General features: G+C 70.5%; 19 protein-coding genes. 10 read left to right on the top strand and 9 right to left on the bottom strand.

The window, feature by feature from the left end; genetic code table 11:
- The first annotated feature begins 72 nt into the window (after positions 1-72).
- From HX774_RS07390 to trxA, 7 genes are all read left to right on the top strand, one after another.
- Positions 73-918, top strand: a complete 846-nt coding sequence (locus HX774_RS07390; protein ID WP_178825579.1) for a GNAT family N-acetyltransferase — start codon at positions 73-75, stop codon at positions 916-918.
- Positions 915-1376: a tRNA (adenosine(37)-N6)-threonylcarbamoyltransferase complex ATPase subunit type 1 TsaE gene (tsaE, locus tag HX774_RS07385; RefSeq protein ID WP_178825577.1), complete on the top strand. Its 462-nt coding sequence runs from the start codon at positions 915-917 to the stop codon at positions 1374-1376. The genes HX774_RS07390 and tsaE overlap by 4 nt, the downstream gene beginning before the upstream one ends.
- Positions 1369-2457, top strand: coding sequence for an N-acetylmuramate/N-acetylglucosamine kinase AmgK (gene amgK / locus HX774_RS07380; RefSeq protein WP_178825574.1), 1089 nt, complete (start codon positions 1369-1371; stop codon positions 2455-2457). Before tsaE ends, amgK begins: the two co-directional genes overlap by 8 nt.
- A 166-nt stretch (positions 2458-2623) precedes the next feature.
- A complete protein-coding gene (gene murU, locus HX774_RS07375) occupies positions 2624-3316 on the top strand; it encodes an N-acetylmuramate alpha-1-phosphate uridylyltransferase MurU (protein ID WP_178825655.1) in 693 nt (230 codons plus the stop codon).
- 2 nt (positions 3317-3318) lie between these two features.
- Positions 3319-6396, top strand: coding sequence for a double-strand break repair protein AddB (gene addB, locus HX774_RS07370; RefSeq protein ID WP_178825572.1), 3078 nt, complete (start codon positions 3319-3321; stop codon positions 6394-6396).
- Positions 6393-9848: a double-strand break repair helicase AddA gene (addA, locus tag HX774_RS07365; RefSeq protein WP_178825570.1), complete on the top strand. Its 3456-nt coding sequence runs from the start codon at positions 6393-6395 to the stop codon at positions 9846-9848. The genes addB and addA overlap by 4 nt, the downstream gene beginning before the upstream one ends.
- A gap of 150 nt (positions 9849-9998) precedes the next feature.
- Positions 9999-10331, top strand: a complete 333-nt coding sequence (gene trxA, locus HX774_RS07360; protein WP_114816818.1) for a thioredoxin TrxA — start codon at positions 9999-10001, stop codon at positions 10329-10331.
- A 204-nt stretch (positions 10332-10535) separates the two neighbouring features.
- Here trxA and HX774_RS07355 read toward each other — a convergent pair whose 3' ends face one another.
- The 7 genes from HX774_RS07355 to HX774_RS07325 form a co-directional block, all read right to left on the bottom strand.
- Complete coding sequence (locus HX774_RS07355) at positions 10536-12272, bottom strand: AMP-binding protein (RefSeq protein WP_178825568.1); 1737 nt, start codon at positions 12270-12272, stop codon at positions 10536-10538.
- The gene (locus tag HX774_RS07350) at positions 12269-13555 is read right to left on the bottom strand and encodes an acetyl-CoA C-acetyltransferase (RefSeq protein ID WP_178825566.1); all 1287 of its coding nucleotides are present in this window, start codon (positions 13553-13555) and stop codon (positions 12269-12271) included. Before HX774_RS07350 ends, HX774_RS07355 begins: the two co-directional genes overlap by 4 nt.
- Entirely contained in the window at positions 13549-14430 is an 882-nt protein-coding gene (locus HX774_RS07345) for a MaoC/PaaZ C-terminal domain-containing protein (RefSeq protein WP_178825564.1), read from the bottom strand. The genes HX774_RS07350 and HX774_RS07345 overlap by 7 nt, the downstream gene beginning before the upstream one ends.
- On the bottom strand, positions 14427-15755 hold the full coding sequence (locus HX774_RS07340) for a 3-oxoacyl-ACP reductase (RefSeq protein ID WP_178825561.1): 1329 nt from the start codon (positions 15753-15755) through the stop codon (positions 14427-14429). Before HX774_RS07340 ends, HX774_RS07345 begins: the two co-directional genes overlap by 4 nt.
- Entirely contained in the window at positions 15755-18250 is a 2496-nt protein-coding gene (locus HX774_RS07335) for an acyl-CoA dehydrogenase (protein ID WP_178825559.1), read from the bottom strand. Before HX774_RS07335 ends, HX774_RS07340 begins: the two co-directional genes overlap by 1 nt.
- Before the next feature lie 79 nt (positions 18251-18329).
- Positions 18330-18761 (bottom strand): DUF2147 domain-containing protein, encoded by a 432-nt coding sequence (locus HX774_RS07330; RefSeq protein ID WP_178825557.1) that lies wholly within the window; start codon positions 18759-18761, stop codon positions 18330-18332.
- On the bottom strand, positions 18758-19552 hold the full coding sequence (locus HX774_RS07325) for a Coq4 family protein (protein WP_370523367.1): 795 nt from the start codon (positions 19550-19552) through the stop codon (positions 18758-18760). The genes HX774_RS07330 and HX774_RS07325 overlap by 4 nt, the downstream gene beginning before the upstream one ends.
- Before the next feature lie 62 nt (positions 19553-19614).
- Here HX774_RS07325 and HX774_RS07320 point away from each other — a divergent pair, with 62 nt between their 5' ends.
- The 3 genes from HX774_RS07320 (at position 19615) to HX774_RS07310 (ending at position 22779) form a co-directional block, all read left to right on the top strand.
- Complete coding sequence (locus HX774_RS07320) at positions 19615-20235, top strand: TetR/AcrR family transcriptional regulator (protein WP_114816825.1); 621 nt, start codon at positions 19615-19617, stop codon at positions 20233-20235.
- 85 nt (positions 20236-20320) lie between these two features.
- Positions 20321-22333, top strand: a complete 2013-nt coding sequence (locus HX774_RS07315) for an NADPH-dependent 2,4-dienoyl-CoA reductase (protein ID WP_178825555.1) — start codon at positions 20321-20323, stop codon at positions 22331-22333.
- Positions 22334-22347: 14 nt separating this feature from the next.
- Positions 22348-22779 carry a nuclear transport factor 2 family protein gene (locus tag HX774_RS07310; RefSeq protein ID WP_178825553.1) on the top strand — a complete coding sequence of 144 codons (432 nt, stop codon included), beginning with the start codon at positions 22348-22350 and terminating at the stop codon, positions 22777-22779.
- Positions 22780-22914: 135 nt separating this feature from the next.
- Here HX774_RS07310 and HX774_RS07305 read toward each other — a convergent pair whose 3' ends face one another.
- Positions 22915-24189 carry a folylpolyglutamate synthase/dihydrofolate synthase family protein gene (locus tag HX774_RS07305; protein WP_178825551.1) on the bottom strand — a complete coding sequence of 425 codons (1275 nt, stop codon included), beginning with the start codon at positions 24187-24189 and terminating at the stop codon, positions 22915-22917.
- An 8-nt stretch (positions 24190-24197) separates the two neighbouring features.
- Positions 24198-24582 (bottom strand): carboxyl transferase domain-containing protein (locus HX774_RS07300; protein WP_304488858.1); only part of this gene is annotated, 385 nt, incomplete at its 5' end.

Genomic DNA, 24582 nt, shown 5'->3' with positions numbered 1-24582 from the left:
GCTGGCGTCAAACCCGCGAGGATGGTCACGACCGCTTGCCGCCGTCGCCGGGACCGGCGACAAGCAGGAACGATGAGACCGCCCGTTCCCGCCCCCCATATCGTCGACGTCCTGATCGCCGAGCGCGCCCCGCGCCTGACGCAGTCGGCTGCATGGCCCCTGGTCCGCCCCGCCCTCTACGGCCTGCTGGACTACGCCAAGGCCCGCCGCATGGCCGACGCCATCGGCCCGATGGGCGGACGCCAGGCGCTGGACCACGTGTCCGACCTGCTGGACCTGACGGTCGAGACGCAGAACCTGAACCGCCTGCCGGCTGCGGGCCGCTGCCTGGTCGTCTGCAATCATCCGACCGGCATCGCCGACGGCCTGGCCGTGCACGACGCCCTGCGCACCGTGCGCGACGACCTGATCTATTTCGCCAACGCCGATGCGCTCCGCGTCTCGCCCCGCCTGTCGGAAACCGTCGTCCCGGTCGAATGGGTCACCGCCAAGCGCACCCGTGAAAAGACCCGCGCCACGCTGCAATCGGCGAAAGACGCCTTCGAGGCCGAACGCTGCGTCGTGATGTTCCCCGCCGGACGCTTGGCCCGCGTCGACGATCAAGGCCGCCTGACTGATCCCGAATGGGCTGCGACCGCCGCCTCCCTGGCGCGCAAGTACGACGCCCCCGTGGTCCCGATCCACGTCGCCGGGCCGACCAGCCGCCTGTTCCACCTGTTCGACCGCTTCTCCCAGGAACTGCGCGACATCACCCTCTTCCACGAACTGCTGAACAAGCAGGGCCGCGCCTTCGACCTCAGCGTCGGCCTTCCCATCCCGCCCGACGCGCTCGACATCGACGCCGCCCGCGCCACCGAGGCGCTGAAAGCCTTCGTCGAACGCACCCTGGCCGCCGACCCCGACGCGGTGTTCGCATGAAGACCTTCACGCTTGCCGACGCCGAGGCCACCACCCGCCTAGGTCAGGCCATCGCCCCCCTGCTGGAGCCCGGCGAGTCCGTCCTGCTTTACGGCCCGCTCGGCATGGGCAAGTCGACCCTGGCGCGCGGCCTGATCCGCGCCCTGACCTCGCCTGACGAGGACGTGCCGTCGCCGACCTTCACCCTGGTCCAGTTCTATGAGAGCGATCCGGCCATCGCCCACTTCGACCTCTACCGCCTGACCCGCCCCGAAGAAGCCTTCGAGATCGGTCTGGACGAAGCCCTGGACGAGGGCTGCGCCCTGATCGAATGGCCCGAACGTCTGGGCGACGACCCCGGCCATATGCTCGGTCCCGACCGGCTGGCGATCACCATCGCCGAAGACGGCGAAGGCCGCCTTGCGTCCGTTATTGGCGCAGGGTCGTGGGAAGCGAAACTGAAGGAAGTCCATGTCTGACCGCGAAGCCCTCCGTCTCGATTTTCTGCGCTCGGCCGGTCTGGCCGAGGCCTTCCGCGCGCCCCTGCCCGGCGACGCCTCGACGCGCCGCTACGAGCGCCTGACCACGGCATCGGGCGCGACCCTGATGCTGATGGATCAGGCCCCCGCCGCCGAGAGCCAGCCCTGCGATCCATCCTGGACGCCGGAACAGCGCCACGCCCATGGCTGGAACGCCGTCGCCCGCCTGTCCGCTGGCCGCATCGAAGCCTTCGCCGCCGTCGCCGCCCACCTCAAATCCCTCGGCCTGTCCGCTCCCGAGATCGTCGCTGTCGATGCGCCGAACGGCCTGGCCGTCATCGAGGACTTCGGCGACGCCCTGTTTGCCAATGTCATCGCTGAAGGCGCCGAGGAAGCCCCCCTCTACCGCGCCGCCGTCGAGGCCCTGGCCGTCCTGCACGCCGCCCCGACGCCCGACGTCCTGAGCGGGGCTGCGGGCGATTGGCCCCTGCTGACCTATGACCAGACGGCGCTGCAGGGCGGCGCCGACCTGTTCGTCGAATGGCTGCCGAAGCTGATCCCGTCGCTGGCCTTCAATGACGACGCCGTCGCCGAATGGCGCGCCGTCTGGGCCCCGATCACGGCGGCAGGCGAGGCGGGGGCCACCGTCATGGCCCACCGCGACTATCACGCCGAGAACCTGATCCGGCTGGACGGCAAGACCGGCGCCGCCTCGGTCGGCCTGATCGACTTCCAGGACGCGGTGAAGGCCCACCCGTCATGGGACCTCCACTCCCTGTTGCAGGACGCCCGCCGCGACGTCTCGCCCGCGCTGGAAGCCCTGGCGCTCGACCACTATTTCGCCCTGCGCCCCGACACCGACCGCGAGGCCTTCATGGCCGCCTACGCCGGTCTGGCCGCGCTGAACGAAGCCCGCATCCTGGGCGTCTTCGCCCGCCTGATCGCCCGCGACGCCAAGCCCAGATACGCCGCCTTCATGCCCCGGATGTGGGCCCACCTGAACGCCAACCTGAAGGCGCCGGGCCTGGAGCCCGTCGCCGCCTGGATGGACCGCCACGTGCCGGAGGATGTGCGCCGATGATCTTGAGATCCTCTGTCATCCCGGCCGCAGCGCAGCGGAGAGCCGGGACCCAGGCCTCGGCTTCGGGCATCCGCCGCCTGGGTTCCGGATCGCCCCTTCGGGCCGTCCGGAATGACGGAAAAGGAGAGCGCGCATGACCTTTCCCAAGACCGCCCCTACCACCGCCATGGTCCTCGCCGCCGGGCTCGGCACGCGGATGCGCCCCCTGACCGACGACCGCCCCAAGGCCCTGGTCGAGGTCGGCGGTCGCGCCCTGATCGACCACGTCCTCGACCGGCTGGCCGAGGCCGGCGTCGAGAAGGCCGTGGTCAACGTCCACTGGTTCGCCGACCGCCTGGAAAGCCATCTGGCCGCCCGCACAGAGCCCGCCATCGTCATCTCCGACGAGCGCGCCAAACTGCTGGAGACCGGCGGCGGCCTGAAGAAGGCCCGCCCCCTGCTCGGCGACGATCCCGTCTTCGTCGCCAATATCGACAGCGTCTGGATCGACCACGGCGACGCATTGGCCGACCTGATCCGCCTGTGGGACCCCGAGCGTATGGACGCCGCCCTGCTGCTGGCCCGGCGCGAAGGCTCGATCGGTTTCGAGGGCGGCGGCGACTTCTTCCTCGCCGACGACGGCGCCCTGACCTTCCGGGGCGAGGCCGCCTCCGCCCCCTACGCCTATATGGGCGTCCACATCACCCGCCCCGACTACGCCGACGCCGGTCCCGACGGTCCCTTCTCTCTCAGTCCCCTGTGGCGCCAATCCGCCGCCGAGGGCCGACTCTACGGCTGCGTGCTGGACGGCGACTGGATGCACGTCGGCGACCCTCAGGCCCGCGACGAGGCCGAGGCCCGGCTGAAGGCTGAGAACTGAGCATGACCGGGGGCCGCTTCGATCCGTTCGCCGGAACCGGGCCGCGCTGGCGCGCCGTGCCCGCCTGGCGGCCCTTCCTCGAAGACCTCGCCGCCGGGGTGCTGGACTGGCTGGGCGATCAGACGCCCGAGACCCTGACCGACGCCACCATCCTGCTGCCCAACCGCCGCGCCGCCCGCGCCTTCTCATCGGCCCTGGGCAAGCTGGCCGGCGACCGCCCCGTCCTGCTGCCTCAGGTGCGCCCGCTCGGCGATCTGGAAGAGGACGAGCCGCCCTTCGCCCCCGGCGAACTGGGTCTGGACCTGCCCCCCGCCATCGCCCCCCTGACGCGCCGTTTCGAGATGGCGCGGATGATCGTCGAAGAGTTCGAGCCGGGCCTGAAACCCCTGCGCGCCCTCGAAATGGCCGATGCCCTGGGCGGCTTCCTCGATTCCTGTCAGCTCGAAGAAGTCCAGGACCTGTCGCGCATCGCCGGGCTGGCCGAACAGGATCTGGCCGCCCACTGGCAGGACAGCGCCCGCTTCCTCGGCCTCGCCGTCGAGGCCTGGCCCAGGCGGCTGGAAGTGCTCGGCCTGGTCGATTCCGCCTGGCGCCGCGCCGCCCTGCTGCGCCGTCTGGCCGAGGCCTGGGGCGCCCGCCCGCCGCAACAGCCGGTCATCGCCGCCGGTTCGACCGGCACCGTCCCCGCCGCCGCCGACGTCCTGGCCGCTATCGCCCGCGCGCCTCAGGGCGTCGTCGTCCTGCCCGGCCTCGACCTCGATCTGGCCGACGACGTCTGGGACCGCATCGACGACCAGCACCCGCAGGCCGCACTGAAGGCCCTGCTGCAGCGCGCCGAGGTGTCGCGCGATCAGGTCCGCCCCTGGTTCAAACCCGCCGTCGAGCCGCGCATCGAGGCGCGCGGCCTGGCCCGCCAGCGCCTGATCAACGAGGCCCTGCGCCCCGCCGAAGCCACCGACGACTGGCGCGCCGAGATCGCCCGCCTGCGCGCCGACGCCGCCGAGGCGGGTCAAGCCGCCGACCCCATCAACGAGGGCCTGAAGGGCCTGTCCGCCCTCAGCGTCCGCGCCGAGGAAGAAGCCGCTGCGGCCATCGCCCTGCTGATGCGCGAGACCCTGGAACGGCCCGGCGAGACCTGCGCCCTGGTCACGCCCGATCTAGACCTGTCGCGCCGCGTCGAGGCCCGGCTGGCGCGCTGGAACATCATCCCCGACGCCTCGACCGGCGCCCCCCTGTCGCGGATGAGCGCCGGGGTTCTGGTCGACCTCTGCGCCCGCTTCATCGAGACGCCGCTCAAGCCGCAGACCCTGCTGGCCCTGATCAAGCACCCCCTGACCCGGCTCGATCTTGGCGAAACGCCCTTGCCCGTCGCCGCCTCGGCGCTGGAGGAACACGCCCTGCGCGGCCCGCGTCCGCGCGACTGGGCCGAGCTGCAAAAGCGCCTGGTCAAGGCCGCCGAACCCGGTCGCGGCGGACAGCCCCTGCCCGAATGGAAGGCCGCCCGCCTGTCCGGCGCCCGCGCCCTCGCCGCGCGGCTGGAAGCCCTCGCCGCCGAGGCCCTGTCCGCGTTCACGCCGACCGCAGCCCCCGACGCCGCCGCTCGCGCCCTGACCGCCCTGATCGAAGCCCTCGCCGGTCAGAACGCCTGGGCCGGTCCCGACGGCGAGGCCGCCGCCTCGCTGCTGTCGGCCCTGATCGACGGCGGCGGGTCCCTGGGCGCGGTCAGCCGCGCCGACTTCGCCGCCCTGATCGCCGGTCTGCTGGGCGAGGAGACGGTGCGCACCGGCGGCGCCACCCATCCGCGTCTGCGCATTCTCGGCGCCATCGAGGCCCGCCTGACCCGCGCCGACCGCATGATCCTGGCCGGGCTGGAGGAAGGCGTCTGGCCCCGCCCCGCCCCGGTCGATCCCTTCCTGTCGCGCCCGATGCGCAAGGCCCTGGGTCTGCCCACGCCCGAGCGGCGTCTGGGCCAGACGGCCCAGGACTTCGTCCAGGCCGCCTGCGCCGACGAGGCTGTCCTGATCCATTGCGAACGCCGCGGCGGCCAGCCCGCCGTGCGCTCGCGCTGGCTATGGCGCCTCGAAATGCTGACGCGCGGCGCCGACGCCCCCGCCACCCCCGTCGCCATCCCGGCGCCCGCCGGTCTGGCCGACTGGACCCGCGCCCTGGACGCCCCGCCGCCCGGCGCCGCCCGCTTCGCCCCGCGTCCCATGCCGCGCCCGCCGGTCGATCGCCGCCCGCGCAGCCTCTATGTCACCCGTATCGAGCGCTGGGTGCGCGACCCCTACGCCATCTACGCCCAATGGGTGCTGGGCCTGAACATCATGGACCGCCCCGGCGCCTCAGCCGAGGCCATGGCGCGCGGCAATGCGGTGCACAAGGCCATCGAGCGCATGACCCTGATGTGGCCCCACGTCCTGCCCGAGGACTGCGAAGATCAGATCGAGCAACTACTGATCGAGGAGCTGACCGCCCACGGCTTTGAGGACGCCGCCATGGCCCGCGAGACGCCGCTGGCCCGCAACTGCGCCCGCTGGCTGGCCGGGTTCGAGGCCGAACGCCGGGCGCGCGGCGTCACCCTGCTGATCGAACAGCAGGGGACCATGACCTTCGACGCCCCCGCCGGTCCTTTCACCATGAAGGCCTACGCCGACCGCATCGAGGTCGGCGCGACCGGCGCCGCCATCATGGACTTCAAGACCGGCGGCGTGCCGTCGGGCAAGCAGGTCAAGGCGGGCTTTGCGCCCCAGCTGACCCTGACCGCCGCCATTCTCGCTGACGGCGGCTTTACAGACACCAACGGCCCCGTCCCTGCCGACGAACTGACCTATGTCCGCGTCGTCGGGCGCAAGAAGGCGGGCGAGGTCGCGGTGCGCGCCTCCGGTCCCGAAGCCGCCGCCCTGGGCGAGGCGGCGCTCGAAGGCCTGAAGAAGCGGGTCGCCCGCTTCGATGACCCGAACACCCCCTATGTCTCCTGGGCCGCGCCCCAGTTCATGGGCAATTACGGCGGCAACTACGACCATCTGGCCCGCGTCTGGGAATGGCACGTCGTCGGCGGCGAGGAAGGCGACAGCGAATGAACATCGCCACTCCGCAGATGGCCGCGCGCCCCGATCCGCAGATCCGCGCCGCCGATCCCGCCCTGTCGGTCTTCGTCACCGCCAACGCCGGCTCGGGCAAGACCACCACCCTGGTCAGCCGCGTGGCCCGCCTGCTGCTGGGCGGAGCCGGGGCCTCGGCCATCCTCTGCGTCACCTACACCAAGGCCGCCGCCGCAGAGATGCAGGCCCGCCTGTTCGAGACCTTGGGCAAGTGGGCGGTCATGGACGACGCCGCCCTGTCCGCCGAACTGGCCAAATTGGACGCCAGCGATCCCGCGGGGCTCAACCCCGCCCGCCTGTCCGAGGCGCGCCGCCTGTTCGCCCGCGCCCTGGAGACGCCGGGCGGGCTGAAGATCCAGACCATCCACGCCTTCTGCGAAAAGCTGCTGCGCCGCTTCCCCATAGAGGCGGGCGTCTCGCCCCGCTTCACCGTGCTGGAGAACGAAGCCGCCGTCGCCCTCAGCCACGCCGCGCGCGAAGAGCTGGCCCGCGCCGCCCTGCGGGACCCCGAGGGCCCTGTGGGTCAGGCCTACAGCCATTTCGCCGTCGAGCTGGACTGGGGCCGCTTCGAGAGCCTGCTGGCCATGATCGAGGCCCGGCGCGACGACCTGACCGACTATGTCGCCCGCGTCGGCGACGGCTCGGCTCCCGGTCCCCACGTCCTGACCGGCGCCGATCCCGAGCAGACGCCGGATCAGATCGAGGCCGACTTCATCCGCTGGCTGGATCGGGGCGAGGTCCGCCGCATGGCCGAGCTGATGGCGACCGGCGGCAAGACCGACAAGGACCGCGCCGCCGAACTGATCCACGCCCTCGACCACGAGTGGAGCTTCCACGGCCTCGGCGTCGTCTTCCTCACCGGCTCAGGCTCGCCGCGCAAGTCGATGGCCACCAAGCAGGCCCCGCCCGACGCCGGCGGCTGGCTGACCGATCTGCAGGCCAAGTACCTGGCCACCCTGGACGTGGTACGCGCCGCCAAGGTCGCCGCCGACACCATCAGGCTGCTGACCCTGGCCGTGGCCCACGCCGCCTTCTACGAGGCGGCCAAGGTCGAGCGCGGGGCGCTGGACTTCTCGGACCTGGTGGCCAAGACCGTCGACCTGCTGACCACGCGCTCGACCGCCGCCTGGGTCCTCTACAAACTGGACGGCGGCATCGACCACGTCCTGATCGACGAGGCCCAGGACACGGCCCCCGAGCAGTGGGCCATCATGCGCGCCCTGACCGGCGAGTTCTTCTCAGGCGAGGAAACCGACCGCACCGTCTTCGCCGTCGGTGACGAGAAGCAGTCGATCTACTCCTTCCAGGGCGCCCGCCCCGAGCGGCTGCGTCAGGAATCCCAGGTCTATGACGCCCTGATCCGGGCCTCCGGTTCCGCCTTCGAGGGCGTGCCGCTGGAGACCTCCTATCGCTCGACCGAGGACGTCCTGGCCTTTGTCGATCACGCCTTCGCCGATCCCGAGCGCACCCGCGCCCTGGTCGGCGAGGCCGGCGACATTCCCCGCCACCTGCCCGCCCGCGTCGGCCAGCGCGGCAGCATCGACCTCTGGCCCCTGTTCATGGACGAGGCCCCGCCCGAGCGCGACGCCTGGGACGACCCCGTCGATCAGGAAGGCGTCGCCGGCGCCCGCAAGCGCATGGCCGCCGCCCTGGCCCAGGAGATCAGGCGTCAGGTCGAGACCGGCGCGACGGTCTATGACCGCAACACGCGCCAGCCCCGCGCCAGCGGCTACGGCGACTTCCTCATCCTGGTGCGCCGCCGCGACGCCACGTTTGAAGAGATCATCCGCGCCCTGAAGAGCGCCGGCGTCCCCGTCGCGGGCGCCGACCGGCTGAAACTGTCGAGCCACATCGTCTTCGACGACCTCAAGGCCCTGGCCCGCTTCGCCCTCTTCCCTGGCGACGACCTGTCGCTGGCCGAGGTGCTGCGCAGCCCCTTCTGCGACGTGGACGAGGCCTCGCTCTATGACCTGGCCGGGCGCGAGAAGCGTCAGGGCCTGTGGCGCGAACTGAAAGCCCGCGCCGACGAACGTCCCGAATGGCGCCGGGCGCTGGAGCTGTGCCTGACCGCGCGCGCGGCACGCGACCACGACCCCTTCGCCTTCTTCTCGACCCTGCTGAACCGGGTGGACGACACGGGCGTCTCGGGCCGCGCCCGCGTCCTGGCTCGGCTGGGCCGCGAGGCCGAAGAGGCCATCGACGAGACCCTCAATCAGGTCCTGGCCGCCGAGAACCGGGGCGGGACCGATCTGGAGACCTGCCTCGCCCTGCTGGAAGCCGCCGACGTCGAGGTGAAGCGCGAACTGGAGGGGCCGCGCGGCGAGGTCCGCGTCATGACCGTCCACGGCGCCAAGGGGCTGGAGGCGCCCGTCGTCATCCTGCCCGACACCACCATGAAGGCGAAGGCGCAGGGGCCGAGCCTGATGCCCGTCGCCCTGGACGCCATCGGCATGGGCGACGGCGAGGCCTGGCTGATGTGCCCTGGCTCATCGAAAGAAGATTGCGCCGCCTCCGAGGCCGCCCGCGCCGCACGCGAGGCCCGCGTCAGCGACGAATCCCTGCGCCTGCTCTACGTCGCCCTGACCCGCGCCCGCGACCGCGTCATCGTCATGGGCCGAGGCTCCAAGCGCGCCCCCGAGCCCGGCGACTGGTGGTCGGTGATCGAAGAGACCTTCAACCGCCTCGGCGACGAGGTGCGCACGCTGGACAACAACGTCCGTCGCTACGGCATCGATCTCGACGTCCTGCCCGCCGTCAGCGCCGCCGCCGAGCCCCGCCCCGAGGCCCCCGACTGGACCCGGCAAACACCCGCGCGCGACGCCGCCGCCCGCTTCGCCTCGCCGTCGCAGATGCAGGAGCAGAAGCGCATTCCCGCCCCCTCGCCGCTGGCGCGCGGCGAGGGCCCCGGCGCGGGTCTCGGCCGCTTCCGGCGCGGCGACCTGATCCACCGCCTGCTGGAACGCCTGCCCGACATCGCCGCCCCCGACCGGCCCGACGCCGCCTCCCGGATGCTGGCACGCGAGCGCGACCTGTCGGACGACCAGCGCGCCGAGATGATCGGGGCCGCCTTCGCCGTGCTGGACGATGCGCGGTTCGCGCCCGTCTTCGGCCAGGGCTCCCGCGCCGAGGTCGCCCTGACCGGCTCCTCGCCCGACCTGCCCCCCGGCGTCTCCATCTCGGGCCGCATCGACCGGCTGGTGGTCACGCCAGAACGGGTGCTGGTGGTGGACTTCAAGTCCAACCGCCCGGCCCCCGATCATGTCGAGGACGCTGACCCGGCCTATGTGCTGCAGATGGCGATCTATACCGCCGTGCTGAAACGCCTCTACCCCGACCGCGCCGTCGAGGCGGCCCTGGTCTGGACCGACGGACCCAGGCTGATGGCCGTGCCGCAAGGCCTGATGGACGCGGCGCTTTCAAATGCGCGTTGATTTGTGGAGCAATCGCTCCCACATCTGCGACTGATATCAACGCGCTCAAGCAGCGAGGTCCTGCGGACCGAGCGTTAGCGCACTAAAATGCGTGCTCAAGCAGCAAGGCCCCGCGGGCCGAGCGTTAGCACCTCTAAAGGAGAACCATTCATGGCGACTGTCAAAGTCACCGACGAAAGCTTCGACGCCGACGTCCTGAAATCCTCGACCCCCGTCCTGGTGGACTTCTGGGCCGAGTGGTGCGGTCCCTGCAAGCAGATCGGCCCGGCCCTGGAACAGATCGCCGACGAACTGTCGGGCAAGGTGACGATCGCCAAGATCAACATCGACGACAGCCCCATGACCCCGTCCAAGATGGGCGTCAAAGGCATCCCGACCCTGATGCTGTTCAAGGACGGCCAACTGGCCTCGATGAAGGTCGGCGCCATGCCCAAAGGCAAGATCGTCGAATGGCTGGCCGAGGCCGGCGTCAAGGCCGACTGACGAGCTTCGCCTTCGAGAACTAGAGAGGCGGCGCATCCCAGGGTGCGCCGCTTTTTTCTTGTCTGCCCCTTTCCTCCCCACTCTGTGGGGAGGGGGACCGCGAAGCGGTGGAGGGGGCGGCGCAAACGCCCGCCGTCGAGACGCCCCCTCCGTCACAGCCGCTACGCGTCCGCGCCACCTCCCCATGAAATGGGGAGGAAAGCGCTACCCCCGCAGCTCTCGCCGCAGCACCTTGCCCACCGGCGTCTTGGGCAGAGGCTCTGACCGGAACTCCACCAGACGCGGCACCTTGTAGGCCGTCAGCTGCCCCCGGCAGTGGGCGATCAGCATCTCCGCCGTCAGCTCAGGCGAGCGCGGCACGACCACGATTTTGATCCGCTCGCCCTGGACCGGATCGGGCACGCCGACCGCCGCCACCTCCTCGACCAGAGGGTGCGACGCCACCACATCCTCGATCTCGCCCGGATAGACGTTGAAGCCCGAGACCAGGATCATGTCCTTGATCCGGTCCACCAGCCGCACCCGGCCATTGGCCTGCATCACCCCGACGTCGCCGGTCGCCAGCCAACCGTCCGCCGAAATCGCCTTGGCCGTCTCGTCCGGCCTTTGCCAGTAGCCCAGCATGACCTGGGGCCCGCGCACGCACAGCTCGCCCGGCTCGTCAATCCCGGCCCAGGTTCCGTTCTCGCGCCGCATCCGCACCTCGGTCGAGGGCACGGGCAGGCCCACCGTGCCGTCAAAGCCCATGCGTTCCGGGTGCGCCAGATCAACCAGGCCGATGCAGACCACCGGCGAGGTCTCGGTCAGGCCGTAGCCGTCCACCAGGGGCGCGCCCGTGACCGCCTCCCACTCCTCGGCCACCACCTTCTGCGTCGCCATGCCCCCGGCGATGGTCAACTTCAGGTCCGAGAAGTCGCGATTGCGAAACGCCTCGGTCCTCAGCAGGCTGGAAAACAGGGTGTTCAGCCCCGTCATGCCGACGAAGCGCTCCTTCCTCAGAATCCACTCCACGCGTTTTGAATCGCGCGGATTGGCGATCAGGATGTTGCGCCCCCCCGCCCCGGTGAACATCATCAGGTTCGCCGTCAGGGAGAAGATATGATAGAGCGGCAGCATGGTGACGTTGCCGACGACCTCGCCCTGATCGATCTGATCCAGCACCCAGGCGCGGCCTTGCAGCGTATTGGCCAGGATGTTGCGGTGGGTCAGCATGGCCCCCTTGGCCACCCCCGACGTGCCCCCGGTATATTGCAGGAAGGCCAAGTCCTCCGGCTTGGTCTCGACCGGCTTCAGGGTCAGCCGTCGCGCCCGCCGCATCAGGGCCTTCCAGCCATGCGCGTCGGGCAGACGATAGGGCGGAACCAGCTTCTGCACGTGGCGCATCATGGCGCTGACGGCGACGCCCTTCAGGCCCGGCATCATGTCGCCCATCGCCGTCACCACGACGTGGCGAACCTGCGTCCCCTCGCGCGCCTGCTCCAGCGTCTTGGCGAACATGTCCATCACCACGATGGCGACCGCGCCGCTGTCCTTCAGCTGATGCTGCAGTTCGCGCGGCGTGTAGAGCGGGTTGACGTTGACCACCACGGCGCCGGCGAACAGCACCCCGAACAGGGCGGTCGGATACTGCAGGCCGTTGGGCATCATCAGCGCCACCCGGTCGCCGGGCTGGACCCCGACCGATTGCAGCCAGGCGCCGAAGGCCTTGGCCGCGCTCAGCACCTGGCCATAGGTCAGGGCCGTGCCCAGGCTGACATAGCCGGGCCGCTCGGCGAAGCGGCGCGAGTCCGCCTCGAACATCTGCTGCACCGAGGTCCAGCGCGCCAGCTCGTCCTCGATGCAGGCCGGCACGCTCGCGCGGTAATAGGCGGTCCAGAACCGCTCGGCCCACAGCCGGTCCGCCTCGGCGGAAGCGGCGCTCTCGACAGCCAGATCGCTCATTTCTCCACCACCGCCACCACGCCCTGACCGCCCGCCGCGCAGATCGAGATCAGGCCGCGCCCGCCGCCGCGACGGTCGATCATGGTCGCCAGATTGGCCAGGATGCGCCCCCCTGTCGCCGCGAAGGGATGGCCCGCCGCCAGCGAGCCCCCGTTGACGTTCAGCCGGCTCATGTCGATGGCCCCCGGCGCCCGCTCCAGCCCCAGACGGGTGCGGGCGTAGCCCTCGTCCTGCCACGCCTTCAGGGTGCACAGGACCTGGGCCGCAAAGGCTTCGTGGATTTCGTAGAGGTCGAATTCCTGCAGGCTGAGCCCCAGCCTGGCCAGCATCCGCGGCACGGCGTAGGCGGGGGCCATCAGCAGCCCCTCGTCGCCCTTGACGAAGTCCACCGCGGCCGTCTCGCCGGTGCGTAAGTAGGCCAGAACCGGCAGGCCGCGCGCCCTGGCCCAGTCCTCGCTGGCCAGCAACACGGTCGAGGCCCCGTCGGTCAGGGGCGTGGAGTTGGCCGCCGTCAGCGTGCCGTTGGCCCGGTCGAACACCGGCTTCATCGTCGCCAGCCTGGCCGGGTCGATGTCGGGCCTCAGGTTGTTGTCGCGCTTCAACCCCCGGAAGGGCGTGACCAGATCGTCAAACAACCCAGCCTCCCAGGCGGCGGCGGCGTTGCGGTGGCTGGCCACGGCCAGGGCGTCCTGATCCTCGCGCGGAATGGCCCAGCGCTTGGCCATCTGCTCGCAGCTCTCGCCCATCGACAGGCCGGTGCGCGGCTCGGCGTTGCGCGGCGGCTCAGGCCTGAACGGGGCGCTCAGACCGGCCCCCAGCAGGGCCTTGATCCGCCCGCCTGTGGTCTTCTCGCGGTTGGCGGCCAGCAGGGCCTTACGGAACTTCTCATTGAGCCCGATCGGCGCGTCCGAGGTGGTGTCCACCCCGCCCGCGATCCCGACCTCGATCTGACCCAGGGCGATCTTGTTGGCCACCAGAATGGCCGCCTCCAGCCCGGTGCCGCAGGCCTGGCTGACGTCATAGGTCGGGGTGTCGTGGCCGATGGTGGTGTCCAGCAGGCTCTCGCGCGTCAGAGCGATGTCGCGCGACAGCTTCAGCACCGCCCCCGCCGCGACCTCGCCCAGCCGAAGGCCGTGCAGGTCATAGCGGTCGGCCAGACCTTGCAGCGCCGCCGTCAGCATTTCCTGATTGGAAGCCTCGGCATAGGCGGTGTTCGACCGCGAAAAGGGAATGCGATTGCCGCCCAGAATGGCGACCCGGCGCGGGGCGGAAGCGGTCAGCATGCAACAGAATCCTCAGGCGAAAGGGTCAGCCGACCCCGTAGATGGACGCGGGCGCCGGTCGCATCGCGCACCTCGAAATCACGGAGATCACCAGCAGGCCCGGCGTAGAGCCCGACCTGTCCCGGCAGGAAGAGCGGCGCCCGAAAGGCTACTTCAACCTCGGCGGCGTCCAACGGCCCAGGCGGCGACAGGGCGGCTGTGGCCTGCGCCTTGGTCCACATCCCATGAGCAATGGCGCGGCGAAAGCCGAACAGCCGCGCCCCCAGGGCCGAGGTGTGGATCGGATTGGCGTCGCCCGAAACGCGCGCATAGCGACGGCCCAGATCGGCGGGCACGGCCCAGGTCTCGATCAGCCGGTCGGCCTCGTCGCCGGTCAGCACCGGCGCCGGATCGCCCCGCCCAGGACGCCCGAGCCGCAGATAGACGCTCACCCCCTCCCACACCGTCTCGCCGGCGCGCGCCGCCGTGGTTTCCAGCGTAAAGGCCTGCCCCTTGTCGTGGGCCAAAAACCGCCCCGCCCGCGCCGTCAGCGTCAGCCGGTCGCCGAGGTTCAGCCGGGCGTGCTGGCGGATGCGGTTGTGCAGATGCACCAGCCCGACCGCCGGATAGGGGAAGTCCGCCCCCAGCATCAGCCGCATCTGCAGCGGAAAGGCCAGGATGTGCGGCCAGGTGATCGGCACGCCCTGTTCGGGCGCAAAGCCGCAGAGGTCGGCATAGGCGGCAACCGTCTCGGCCTCCAGCATGACCTCGCGCTGCAAGAGGCGTGGCGGCAACACCGCCTCGTCCGGCCTGGCGCGCAGCATCCCCCGCAGCGCCCCGCCGACCACCGCCGCCCCCGACAGGGGCGCGTCGAACCGCTCGATCGCCGCCGTCATGCGCCCAGCAGGCTCTGGCCGCAGACGCGCACCACCTGCCCGTTGACGCCGCCGGACGCCGGGTGCGCCAACCAGGCGATGGTCTCGGCCACGTCGACCGGATGGCCGCCCTGGCCCATGCTGTTCATGCGCCGCCCGGCCTCGCGGATGGCGAAGGGAATGGCGGCGGTCATCTGCGTCTCGATAAAGCCGGGGGCCACGGCGTTGATGGTAATCCCCTGCCCCGCCAGCTGCGGCGCCAGCCGCCGCACCGCCCCGATCCAGGCGGCCTTCGACAAGGCGTAGTTGCTCTGGCCCATATTGCCGGCGATGCCGCTCAGCGAGGACACGGCGATAATCCGCCCGTTAGGGCGCATCCCTCCGCCCTCGACCAGGGCGCGGGTGATGGCCAGGGGCGCCGACAGGTTGACGGCCATGACGCTGTCCCACTCGCGCGGCTCCATGCGCGCAATGGTGCGGTCGCGGGTGATGCCGGCGTTGTGGATGACCACGTCATAACCGCCGCGTGACTTGGCGTCCGCCAGCAGGGTCTCCGCCGCGTCCGGCGCTGTGATGTCCAGCGCCAGCGCAGCCACGCCGAGTTCCGCCGACAGGGCCGACAGGGCCTCGCTCGCCCCAGCCACGTCCAGGGCGACGACCTGCGCGCCCTCGGCTACGAACAGGCGGGTAATAGCCTCGCCGATGCCGCGCGAGGCGCCGGTGACCAGCACGCGCCGCCCTTTATGACCCGCCCCCGCCTCACCCGTCGCGACCGGCGTCACGACCCGGATCGGCTGGCCCGAGACATAGGCCGAGCGCGGTGACAGCAGGAAGGCCAGGGTGCTTTCGGCGGCGTCCTCCGCCCCCGGCGCGACATAGAGCAGGTGGACGGCGATGCTGCGCCGCGCCTCCTTGGCCAGAGAGCGGACGAAGCCTTCCAGCCCGCGCTGGATAGCCTCGCCCTCGGCGTCAGCCATCAGTTCAGGCGGCGTGCCGATCACTACGATGCGGCCATGCTCGGCCACCGAGCGGATGGCCTGATGGAAGAAGCGATAGAGCCCCTGGGCCGAGGCCGTATCGGCGCAGTCTGAGGCGTCGAACACCAGCCCGCCGTAGCGCACGTCGGGCGACCATTCGACATGGGTCTTCTGACCCGCTGTCCCCGCCAGTCGCCCCAAGGTCGTCGCCAGACGCCCGTCTGTGTCCGGCCCCAACAACAGAGGCCCGACCAGGCCCGCCCCCGCCTCGGCGCGACGACGCAGGGGCGCCGGGCGCGGCAGGCCCAGCGCCCCCGTCAGCCAGCCGCCGACGCCGGAGTTGGCGAAGTCCAGATACCGATCGCTCATCAGGCCGCCTTCTTGGTCGTCTTGCGGGGTGCGATTTCCGCCGCCTGTCGCCGCTCCAGCCCGGCGGCGATGTCGAAGTCGGCGGGGAAGTCGTCCACCTGGATCGCCTGATCGGCATAGACCGCGAAACGGGCGATGGCGGCGCGCTCCTCGGCGGTGATCAGGTCCAGCCCCTCGGCCTTCGCCGCCCAGGCGTTCAGCAGGGTCAGGTTCTGCGGGGCGCGAGCGATTCGGCCCGCGCGGATGGCGTCCTTCAGCCGCCGCTCGATGGCCTCGACCTGGGGATAGAGGTCAAAGGCGACGAGGGTCGCGGCGATGGGATCAACCTCGATCCGCGCCGTCCACGACCCGGCGACCAGGCGGTCGCGGGCCGGTCCATGCTGCTGGATCAGACCGGCCACAGCGGCGGCGCAGGCGTCGTCCGGCCCCGAGGCCTTCAGACCGAACGGCGCCCCGACCAGTTTCAGGAACAGGGCCGCGCCCCGGCTCGGGTGATTGGCCAGCAGGTCGCGCCACGCTGTCCCCGCCCGCGCCAGGGCGTCCTGCGCCGCCCAGTGAACAAAGGGCAGGTCTTCGCTCGGACGGCCCTCGTCCTCGAACCGCTTCAGCACGCTGGACAGGATGAAGAGCTGGGACAGGATGTCGCCCATCCGCCCGGTCATGGCGCCCTTGCGCTTCAACGCCCCGCCGACCGTGGCCATCGACAGGTCCGAGGCCAGGGCCAGCAGGGTCGAAAGCCGTGTCGCCGCCCTGTAGTAGCGCCTCAGTTGCGGCGCCGCCTCACCCGGCGCGGCGATCAGCAGCCCGCCCGTCAGGCTGAAGACCAGGGCCCGCGCCATGTTGCGAAACAGGAAGCCGATATAGCCGAACAGGGCTACGTCAAACGGCTTGAGCTCGCCCGCCCCCGCCGTCCGCATCAGGGTCAGGACATAGGGATGGCAGCGGATGGCGCCCTGACCGTAGATGATCAGGGTGCGGGTCATGATGTTGGCGCCCTCGACCGTGATGGCCACCGGAATCTGCTGATAGGCGCGGGCCAGGAAGTTGCCCGGCCCCATGCAGACGCCCTTGCCGCCGACCACGTCCATGCCGTCATTGATGATGAGGCGGGCGCGCTCGGTGACGTGATACTTGGCGATGGCCGAGACGACCGAGGGCTTCTCGCCCTGATCCAGCGCCGCCGCCGCCAGACGCCGCACGGCGTCCGTGGCGTAGAGATGCCCCGCCATCCGGGCCAGGGCCTCCTGCACGCCCTCGAAGGCGCCGATGGGCTGGTTGAACTGGCGACGGATGGCCACGTAGGCCCCGACCATGCCCACGGCCAGCTTGGACATGCCGACATTGGATGACGGCAGGGAGATGGCCCGGCCCGCGGCCAGACACTCCATCAGCATCCGCCAGCCGGTCCCGACCTGCTCGCGCCCGCCGATGACCATATCCATCGGCACGAAAACATCGTCGCCCGTGGTCGGCCCGTTCTGGAAGACCGCATTCAGCGGCCAGTGGCGACGGCCGATCTCGACCCCCGGATGATCGCGCGGGATCAGGACGCAGGTGATGCCCGGCTCGGCCTCGCCGCCCAGCAGGCCGTCGGGGTCCATGGCGCGAAACGCCAGACCCAGCACCGTCGCGACCGGGGCCAGGGTGATGTAGCGCTTGCGCCAGCTGATGCGAAAACCCAGGGTCTCGACGCCGTTCCACATCGCCTTGCAGACCACGCCCGTGTCGGTGATCGAGGCGGCGTCGGACCCGGCATAGGGGTTGGTCAGGGCGAAGCAGGGGATTTCCTCGCCGCAGGCCAGACGCGGCAGATAGTGGTTCTTCTGCGCTTCCGTGCCGTAATGCAGCAGCAGCTCCGCAGGGCCCAGCGAGTTGGGCACCATGACCGAAACCGCCGCCGCTGAGCAGCGCGTCGACAGCTTCTGGATCACCTGGCTATGGGCATAGGCCGAAAAGCCCAGACCGCCGTAGGCCTTGGGAATGATCATGCCCAAGAAGCCCTTGTCCTTGGCGTAGGCCCAGGCCTCAGGCGACAGGTCCTGCCAGACCGAGGTGGTCTCCCAGTCGTTGGCCAGATCGCACAGATGCTCGGCCTCATTGTCGAGGAAGCTCTGTTCCTCGGGCGTCAGGACCGGCGCCGGGGTGGCCAGCAGCCGCTTCCAGTTCGGCTTGCCCGCGAACAGCTCGGCGTCCCACCAGACGCCGCCGGCCTCGACCGCCGCCTGTTCGGTCGGGCTCATCTTCGGCATGATCCGACGGAAGCCCGCCATGGCCGGGCGCGACAGGACGGCGCGGCGCAGGGGCGTGAGCGTCAGCAGCAGCAGCACCGGCGCGGCTGCCGCCGCGATGATCGCCGCCGTCGTCGGCGCGATCAGTTCCGCCCCCCAGCCCGCCGCGATCCAGGCGGCGGCGGCGACGCTCCAGATCGTCATCCGCGCCTGCACAAATGTCAGGAGAAAGGCCCCCAGGGCCAGTGCGCCAATCCAGATCAGCATGGTCGGTCTTCCCCTCGCCGACACGGTCCCCCCGTCGGCCTCTCGCGTTACAGTCGTCGGTCGTCAGCGGGCGGCGGTGTCAGCGCGCCCGCGTCCAGGTCTGGGTCCGGCACAGCATCCGGGCGATGCAGCCCCGCACCGCCAGCCGGTCGGGCTCGACCAGGGTCAGCGTCCCCGTCGCCGCCCCCTGACCGCTGTCCGGGTCGTAGAGCGGTCCGGCGTTCCACACGCGCGGCCCGCCGGACGCCGCCCGCAGCACCGTCAGCCCCTTGATCGGTCGGGTCCTCAGGGCCGGGTCGCGATTACGCACGTCGCGCTGATCCGGGTTGGCGCGCAGGGCGGCGGCGTCCACCACCTTGGCGCACAGGGCCGCGCCGCAATGCTCGATGGCGACGACGCCGTTCTGGGCCGGCGTGCGCCAGCGCCCCAGCAGGGCCTCGTCCTGCGCCATCACCGGCGAAGCGACCCCAGCGACGAGAGCAGCGGCCAGAACCCCCGCGCGCGCCCTCATCCCTTGCCGCCATGATAGGCGTTGCGGACCGCAGGCGGCACGCGCTGATAGATGGTCGGCGTCGGGATCTTCAGGCGACGGCGGGCGACGTCCAGCGGCTCGGCGAACAGGCGCTCATAGTCCTCGCCCGGCAGCCAGGCGGCGCGACGCCCGTCGCGCCAGGCCTGGAAGACGGCCCGCGCGCAGGGGTATCCGGTGCGGGCGCGCATGAACTGCACCGCTATGCCCGAGGCGATCAGGCCGAAGCCGGCGCTGCGCGTCTGCGGCAGCGAAAACGCCACCACACAGGCCTCGCCCAGAGCATCGGCCTGATAGCCGGTCAGGACGTGCCAGATGTCATGGACATCGCGCATCCGGCGCGCGAACCAGGCGCGCGGGTGGGCCGCCTCGATCTCGCTGTCGGCGATCTTGCGGCTCTCCTCGGCCAGGCCATAGGCCGAGAAGTTCTGCGCGTCGATGAAGTCGCGATAGGCGGCGCCGACCGTTCCCGGCGCGAACTGAGCCAGCCAGGCCCGGTCCTGCAATCGGTCCGCCAGCTCGAGCCGACGATAGGCCTGGGCCCCGCCTTCCGGCGTTTCCAGCAGACGACTGTAGCCCCAGTCGGGCGAACGCCCCGACAGGGCGTTCATGATTTCGAACACCTGTTCGGTGTCGTCCTTGTCCGCCACCAGGCGGCGCATGGCGCGCAGGGCGCGGATAGGCTGAACGCGTGAGGCGGTCAGTTGCGACGGCTGGCGGGCGAAGGCGTCAGCGGTCAGGTCGAAAGCGGGGAGGCTTGAGACGGCTTGCACTTGCGGGTTCCTTTGCGGAAGCCTAGAACGACGAACTATCTACATGAATGTCATTTACACATATGTCAATTGCCAAGCTCGAAAAACCGCGCCGTCGCCGTCGCGCGCCTGATGAGGCCCGCCGCGAGGCCGTGGACGCCGCCCGCGCCCTGCTGTTGTCGGGCGGTCCCACGGCAGTGACCCTGTCGGCGGTGGCGGCGGACATCGGCGTCACCCACGCCAATCTGATCCACCATTTCGGCTCGGCCGCCGGCCTGCAATCGGCGCTGATGGGCTCGATGGTGGCGGACCTGGGTCAGGCGCTGGAAACGGCGGTGACGCGGCTGCGCACCGACGACGGCGCGCCGATGGAGCTGATCAACGCCGTGTTCGACGCCTTCGCTGAAGGCGGCGCCGGACGGCTGGCGGCCTGGATCGCCCTGTCCGGCGACCTGACCCACCTGGACCCGGTGCGCGACGCGGTGAACAACCTGGTCAACGCCATCGCGGAGAAGATGGGCGACGACGGCGAGGCGCGCGAGCGCATCGGCTCGGCGGTCCTGTTCATCGCCCTCAGCGCCTTCGGCGAGGCCCTGATCGGCCCGCCCCTGCGCGCCATGCTGGACCAGCCCGACGACGCCGGCCGCAAGGTGGTGGCCAGCCTGCTGCCCAGCTTCATCAGGAAGCCTTCGCCCGAGGCCTGACGCCGCGGCCCCTAATGCAACCCATTGCATAATGCCGGGATCGCGATACTAGTTATGCAACTGATTGCATAACTAGGCCGCCGCCATGCCCTATCCCGAACTGCTCAAGCCGCTCGACCTCGGCTTCACCACGCTGAAAAACCGGGTGCTGATGGGGTCGATGCACGTCGGGCTGGAGGAGGTCGAGCACGGCTTCGAGCGCATGGCCGCCTTCTACGCCGAGCGGGCGCGGGGCGAGGTCGGCCTGATCGTCACCGGCGGCATCTCACCCAATGAGCGCGGCCGCCCCATGCCCTGGGGCGCCAAGCTGACCACCGAGGAAGAGGCCGGCCACCACCGCCTCGTCACCGCCGCCGTCCACGCCGAGGGCGGCAAGATCGCCTTGCAGATCCTGCATTTCGGCCGCTACGCCTACCACCCCGACCTGGTCGCGCCCTCGGCCATCCAGGCCCCGATCACCCCCTTCGCCCCCCACGCCCTGACCGGCGAGGAGGTCGAGCAGACCATCGCCGATTTCGTCAACTGCGCCGCCCTGGCCCAGTCAGCCGGCTATGACGGCGTCGAGGTCATGGGGTCCGAGGGCTATCTGATCAACGAATTCATCGCCGCCCGCACCAACCAGCGCGACGACGAATGGGGCGGGTCGTACGAGAACCGCATCCGCCTGCCGCTCGAGATCGTGCGCCGCACCCGTGAGCGCGTAGGCCGCAACTTCATCATCATCTACCGCCTGTCGATGCTGGACCTGGTCGAGGGCGGCTCGACGGCGGAAGAGGTGGTGCAACTGGCCAAGGCCATCGAGGCGGCGGGCGCCACCATCCTCAACACCGGCATCGGCTGGCACGAAGCCCGCATCCCCACCATCGCCACCAGCGTCCCGCGCGCGGCCTTCGCCTGGGTGACGAAACGCCTCAAGGGCGAGGTCTCCATCCCCCTGGTCGCCACCAACCGCATCAATACGCCCGAGGTCGCCGAGCGCCTGCTGGCCGAAGGCTATTGCGACATGGTGTCGATGGCCCGCCCCCTGCTGGCCGACGCCGCCTTTGTGCGCAAGGCGCGCGAGAACCGCGCCGACGAGATCAACACCTGCATCGGCTGCAACCAGGCCTGCCTGGACCACACGTTTGCGGGCAAGATCACCTCCTGCCTGGTCAATCCGCGCGCCTGCCATGAGACCGAACTGGTCATCGCCCCCACCGCTGCGCCCAAGAAGATCGCCGTCGTCGGCGCCGGTCCCGCCGGCCTCAGCCTCGCCGTCACCGCCGCCGAGCGCGGCCACGACGTCACCCTGATCGAGGCCGCGAGCGAGGTCGGCGGCCAGTTCAACATCGCCCGCAAGATTCCCGGCAAGGAGGAGTTCGGCGAGACCCTTCGCTACTTCCGCAAGCAGTTGGACCTGACCGGGGTCAAGGTCCGCCTCAACACGCGCGCCGAGGCAGAAACCCTGGCCGACGAGGGCTTCGACGAGATCGTCCTGGCCACCGGCGTGACCCCGCGCACGCCCGAGATCGACGGCGTCGACCACGCTAAGACCCTGTCCTACCTCGACGTCCTGCGCGACGAGATTCCGGTCGGCAAGACCGTCGCCGTCATCGGCGCCGGGGGCATCGGCCACGACGTCAGCGAGTATCTGGTTGAACGTCACGCGCCGCCGTCGATCGACCGCTTCTTCCGCACCTGGGGCGTCGATCCCGACTACCGCACCGCCGGGGGCCGCACCGCGCCCCAGGTCGAACCGGCGGAGCGTCAGGTCTTCCTGATGCAGCGCTCGACCGGCAAGGTCGGCGAGCGCCTGGGCCGCACCACCGGCTGGATTCACCGCGCCGCGCTGAAGATGCACGGCGTCGTCACCGCCAGCGGCGTCGCCTATCGCCGCATCGACGACGACGGCCTGCACGTGACCATCGACGGCGCCGAAAAGACCCTGCCGGTCGACCACGTCGTCATCTGCGCCGGTCAGGCCCCCCTGCGCGACCTGCACGACGCCCTGGTCGCGCGCGGCTGCTCGGTTCATCTGATCGGCGGCGCGGACGTGGCCGCCGAACTGGACGCCAAGCGCGCCATCGACCAGGGCGTGCGCCTGGCCGCCGCTCTCTGAGGAAGGAAAAGCTCATGACGCCGACCCTGCATCCCGCCGCCGCCGCTTCGCTCGCAAAGTGGCACGACATGGTCACAGCCCAAGACCTGGGGGGCTTGCGCGCCATCGCCCATCCCGAGGCCGTCTTCCGCTCCCCGGTCGCCCACAAGGCCTATCACAGCGCCGAGGCCGTGGTTCTGGCCGTCAGCACCGCCGCCAGCGTCTTCTCCGACTTCGCCTACCACCGCGAAGCCGCCACCGCCGACGGCCTCAGCGTGGTGCTGGAGTTCAGCGCCAAGGTCGCAGACAAAAGCGTCAAGGGCATCGACTTCATCCGCTTCGACGAAGACGGCCTGATCGTCGATTTCGAGGTCATGATGCGCCCGCTGAGCGGAGTTCAGGCCATGGCCGAAGAAATGGGCCAACGCCTCGGCGCCCTCCTGCCCGCCTTCAAGGCTCAAGGCTGAGCCCATCATGATCGTCACCCTCGGGCTCGTCCCGAGGGCCTATCGTTCCGCCATGCGCCTCGGATCACCATGGCGGCGCAGCGCTCGAAGTCGCCATGGCCCCTCGGGACAAGCCCGAGGGTGACGGCGGAAGCTCTAAACGGGATAGGTTTCGGGGCTGGCGCCCAGCACTTCGCCGGCCAGATAAAGCGAGCCGCAGATGACCACGCGGCCCGCGCCCAGGGCCAGGGCCCGGTCCAGCGCCTCGCTCACCGAGCCCGCCGCCATGGCCCCGAAGCCGCGCCCCTGGGCCACCGCCGCCAGGGCCGCCGGGTCCGCCGCCGCGCCGTCAAAGCCGACGGTAAAGACCTGGGCCTCCACGCCCTTCAGCGCCTCGAAGAAGCCGCCCGCGTCCTTGTTGGCCAGCATGGCGACGATCAGGGCCAGGGGGCGCGGCGCCCTTGCCTGACGCTCGGCCAGGGTTCGGGCCATGGCGCGCCCGGCGTGAGGATTATGCCCACCGTCCAGCCACAGCTCGGCGTCGGCGGCTTGCGCCCGCTCGGCATAGGGTCCGGCGGTCAGACGCTGCATCCGCGCTGGCCAGCGCACCGATTTCAGCCCCTCGGCGATGGCGGCTTCGGGCAGGTCCAGCTCCAGGGCGGCGGCCACGGCCACGCCCGCATTGTCGAACTGGTGCGGGCCGCTCAGCGCCGGGGCCGGCAGGTCGAGGAAGCGTTCCTGATCCTGATAGACCAGCCCGCCGCGCTCGGCCCAGGCGTCGAAATCCACCCCCATGACGGTCAGGGGCGAGTTCACCTCGGCAGCGCGGCGTTCGATCACCGCCATGACCGCCTCGGACTGACGAGCGATGACGCCGCGCGCCCCGGCCTTGAGGATGCCCGCCTTCTCGGCGGCGACGCCCTCGATCTTGTCGCCCAGGAATTCGGCGTGATCCAGATCGACGGGGGTGATGACGCTCAGCAGGGGTCGGTCGATGACATTGGTAGCGTCCAGCGACCCGCCCAGCCCCACCTCGATGATGGCCAGATCGGCGGGGGTCTCGCTCATGGCCAGAAAAGCGGCGGCGGTCGTGCTCTCGAATACGGTGGCCTCGCCCGACACCGCCTCGATGCGATCAAGGATAGCGTTCAACTGATCGTCGCTGATCAGGGTCCCGGCCAGCCGGATGCGCTCGTTGAAACGCACCAGATGTGGCGAGGTATAGGCGTGGACCCGCAGACCCGCTGCCTCGGCGATGGCCCGGATCAGGGCCACGGTCGAACCCTTGCCGTTGGTGCCGGCGACATGGACCACCGGGGGCAACCGATCCTGCGGATCGCCCAGCGCCGCGCACAGGGCCCGCATCCGGTCCAGCGACAGGTCGATGCGCTGGGGATGACGGGCCAGAAGGCGCTGGGAGATCGGGTCCATAGGTGGCCTTAGGCCGCCTTGCGCTTGCCGCCCATCAGCATGGACATGATCTGGCCCAGGGTCTTGGGCAGGTCGCCGCGCGCCACGACCTTGTCGACCATGCCCTTGCCCTGCAGATACTCGGCGCGCTGGAAGCCCGGCGGCAGTTTCTCGCGGATCGTGGTCTCGATCACGCGCGGACCGGCGAAGCCGATCAGAGCGTTCGGCTCGGCCAGGTGGACATCGCCCAGCATGGCGTAGGAAGCGGTCACGCCCCCCGTGGTCGGGTCGGTCAGGATGACGATATAGGGCAGCTGCGCCGCCTTCACCTCCTGCACCGCCAGGGTGGTGCGGGCCATCTGCATCAGGCTCAGCGCGCCTTCCTGCATCCGCGCGCCGCCGGCGGCGGTGAAG

Origin of the sequence: Brevundimonas sp. P7753 (assembly GCF_013386595.1) — a bacterium.
In the GTDB taxonomy this organism is placed as follows: domain Bacteria; phylum Pseudomonadota; class Alphaproteobacteria; order Caulobacterales; family Caulobacteraceae; genus Brevundimonas; species Brevundimonas bullata.
This window is presented reverse-complemented; position numbering and strand designations above follow the sequence as displayed.

What these genes read in the sequence shown, in the direction of transcription:
- HX774_RS07390 (WP_178825579.1), top strand. Translation starts at nt 73, where the DNA reads ATGAGACCGCCCGTTCCCGCCCCCCATATCGTCGACGTCCTGATCGCC.
- tsaE (WP_178825577.1), top strand. Translation starts at nt 915, where the DNA reads ATGAAGACCTTCACGCTTGCCGACGCCGAGGCCACCACCCGCCTAGGT.
- amgK (WP_178825574.1), top strand. Translation starts at nt 1,369, where the DNA reads ATGTCTGACCGCGAAGCCCTCCGTCTCGATTTTCTGCGCTCGGCCGGT.
- murU (WP_178825655.1), top strand. Translation starts at nt 2,624, where the DNA reads ATGGTCCTCGCCGCCGGGCTCGGCACGCGGATGCGCCCCCTGACCGAC.
- addB (WP_178825572.1), top strand. Translation starts at nt 3,319, where the DNA reads ATGACCGGGGGCCGCTTCGATCCGTTCGCCGGAACCGGGCCGCGCTGG.
- addA (WP_178825570.1), top strand. Translation starts at nt 6,393, where the DNA reads ATGAACATCGCCACTCCGCAGATGGCCGCGCGCCCCGATCCGCAGATC.
- trxA (WP_114816818.1), top strand. Translation starts at nt 9,999, where the DNA reads ATGGCGACTGTCAAAGTCACCGACGAAAGCTTCGACGCCGACGTCCTG.
- HX774_RS07355 (WP_178825568.1), bottom strand. Translation starts at nt 12,272, where the DNA reads ATGAGCGATCTGGCTGTCGAGAGCGCCGCTTCCGCCGAGGCGGACCGG.
- HX774_RS07350 (WP_178825566.1), bottom strand. Translation starts at nt 13,555, where the DNA reads ATGCTGACCGCTTCCGCCCCGCGCCGGGTCGCCATTCTGGGCGGCAAT.
- HX774_RS07345 (WP_178825564.1), bottom strand. Translation starts at nt 14,430, where the DNA reads ATGACGGCGGCGATCGAGCGGTTCGACGCGCCCCTGTCGGGGGCGGCG.
- HX774_RS07340 (WP_178825561.1), bottom strand. Translation starts at nt 15,755, where the DNA reads ATGAGCGATCGGTATCTGGACTTCGCCAACTCCGGCGTCGGCGGCTGG.
- HX774_RS07335 (WP_178825559.1), bottom strand. Translation starts at nt 18,250, where the DNA reads ATGCTGATCTGGATTGGCGCACTGGCCCTGGGGGCCTTTCTCCTGACA.
- HX774_RS07330 (WP_178825557.1), bottom strand. Translation starts at nt 18,761, where the DNA reads ATGAGGGCGCGCGCGGGGGTTCTGGCCGCTGCTCTCGTCGCTGGGGTC.
- HX774_RS07320 (WP_114816825.1), top strand. Translation starts at nt 19,615, where the DNA reads ATGTCAATTGCCAAGCTCGAAAAACCGCGCCGTCGCCGTCGCGCGCCT.
- HX774_RS07315 (WP_178825555.1), top strand. Translation starts at nt 20,321, where the DNA reads ATGCCCTATCCCGAACTGCTCAAGCCGCTCGACCTCGGCTTCACCACG.
- HX774_RS07310 (WP_178825553.1), top strand. Translation starts at nt 22,348, where the DNA reads ATGACGCCGACCCTGCATCCCGCCGCCGCCGCTTCGCTCGCAAAGTGG.
- HX774_RS07305 (WP_178825551.1), bottom strand. Translation starts at nt 24,189, where the DNA reads ATGGACCCGATCTCCCAGCGCCTTCTGGCCCGTCATCCCCAGCGCATC.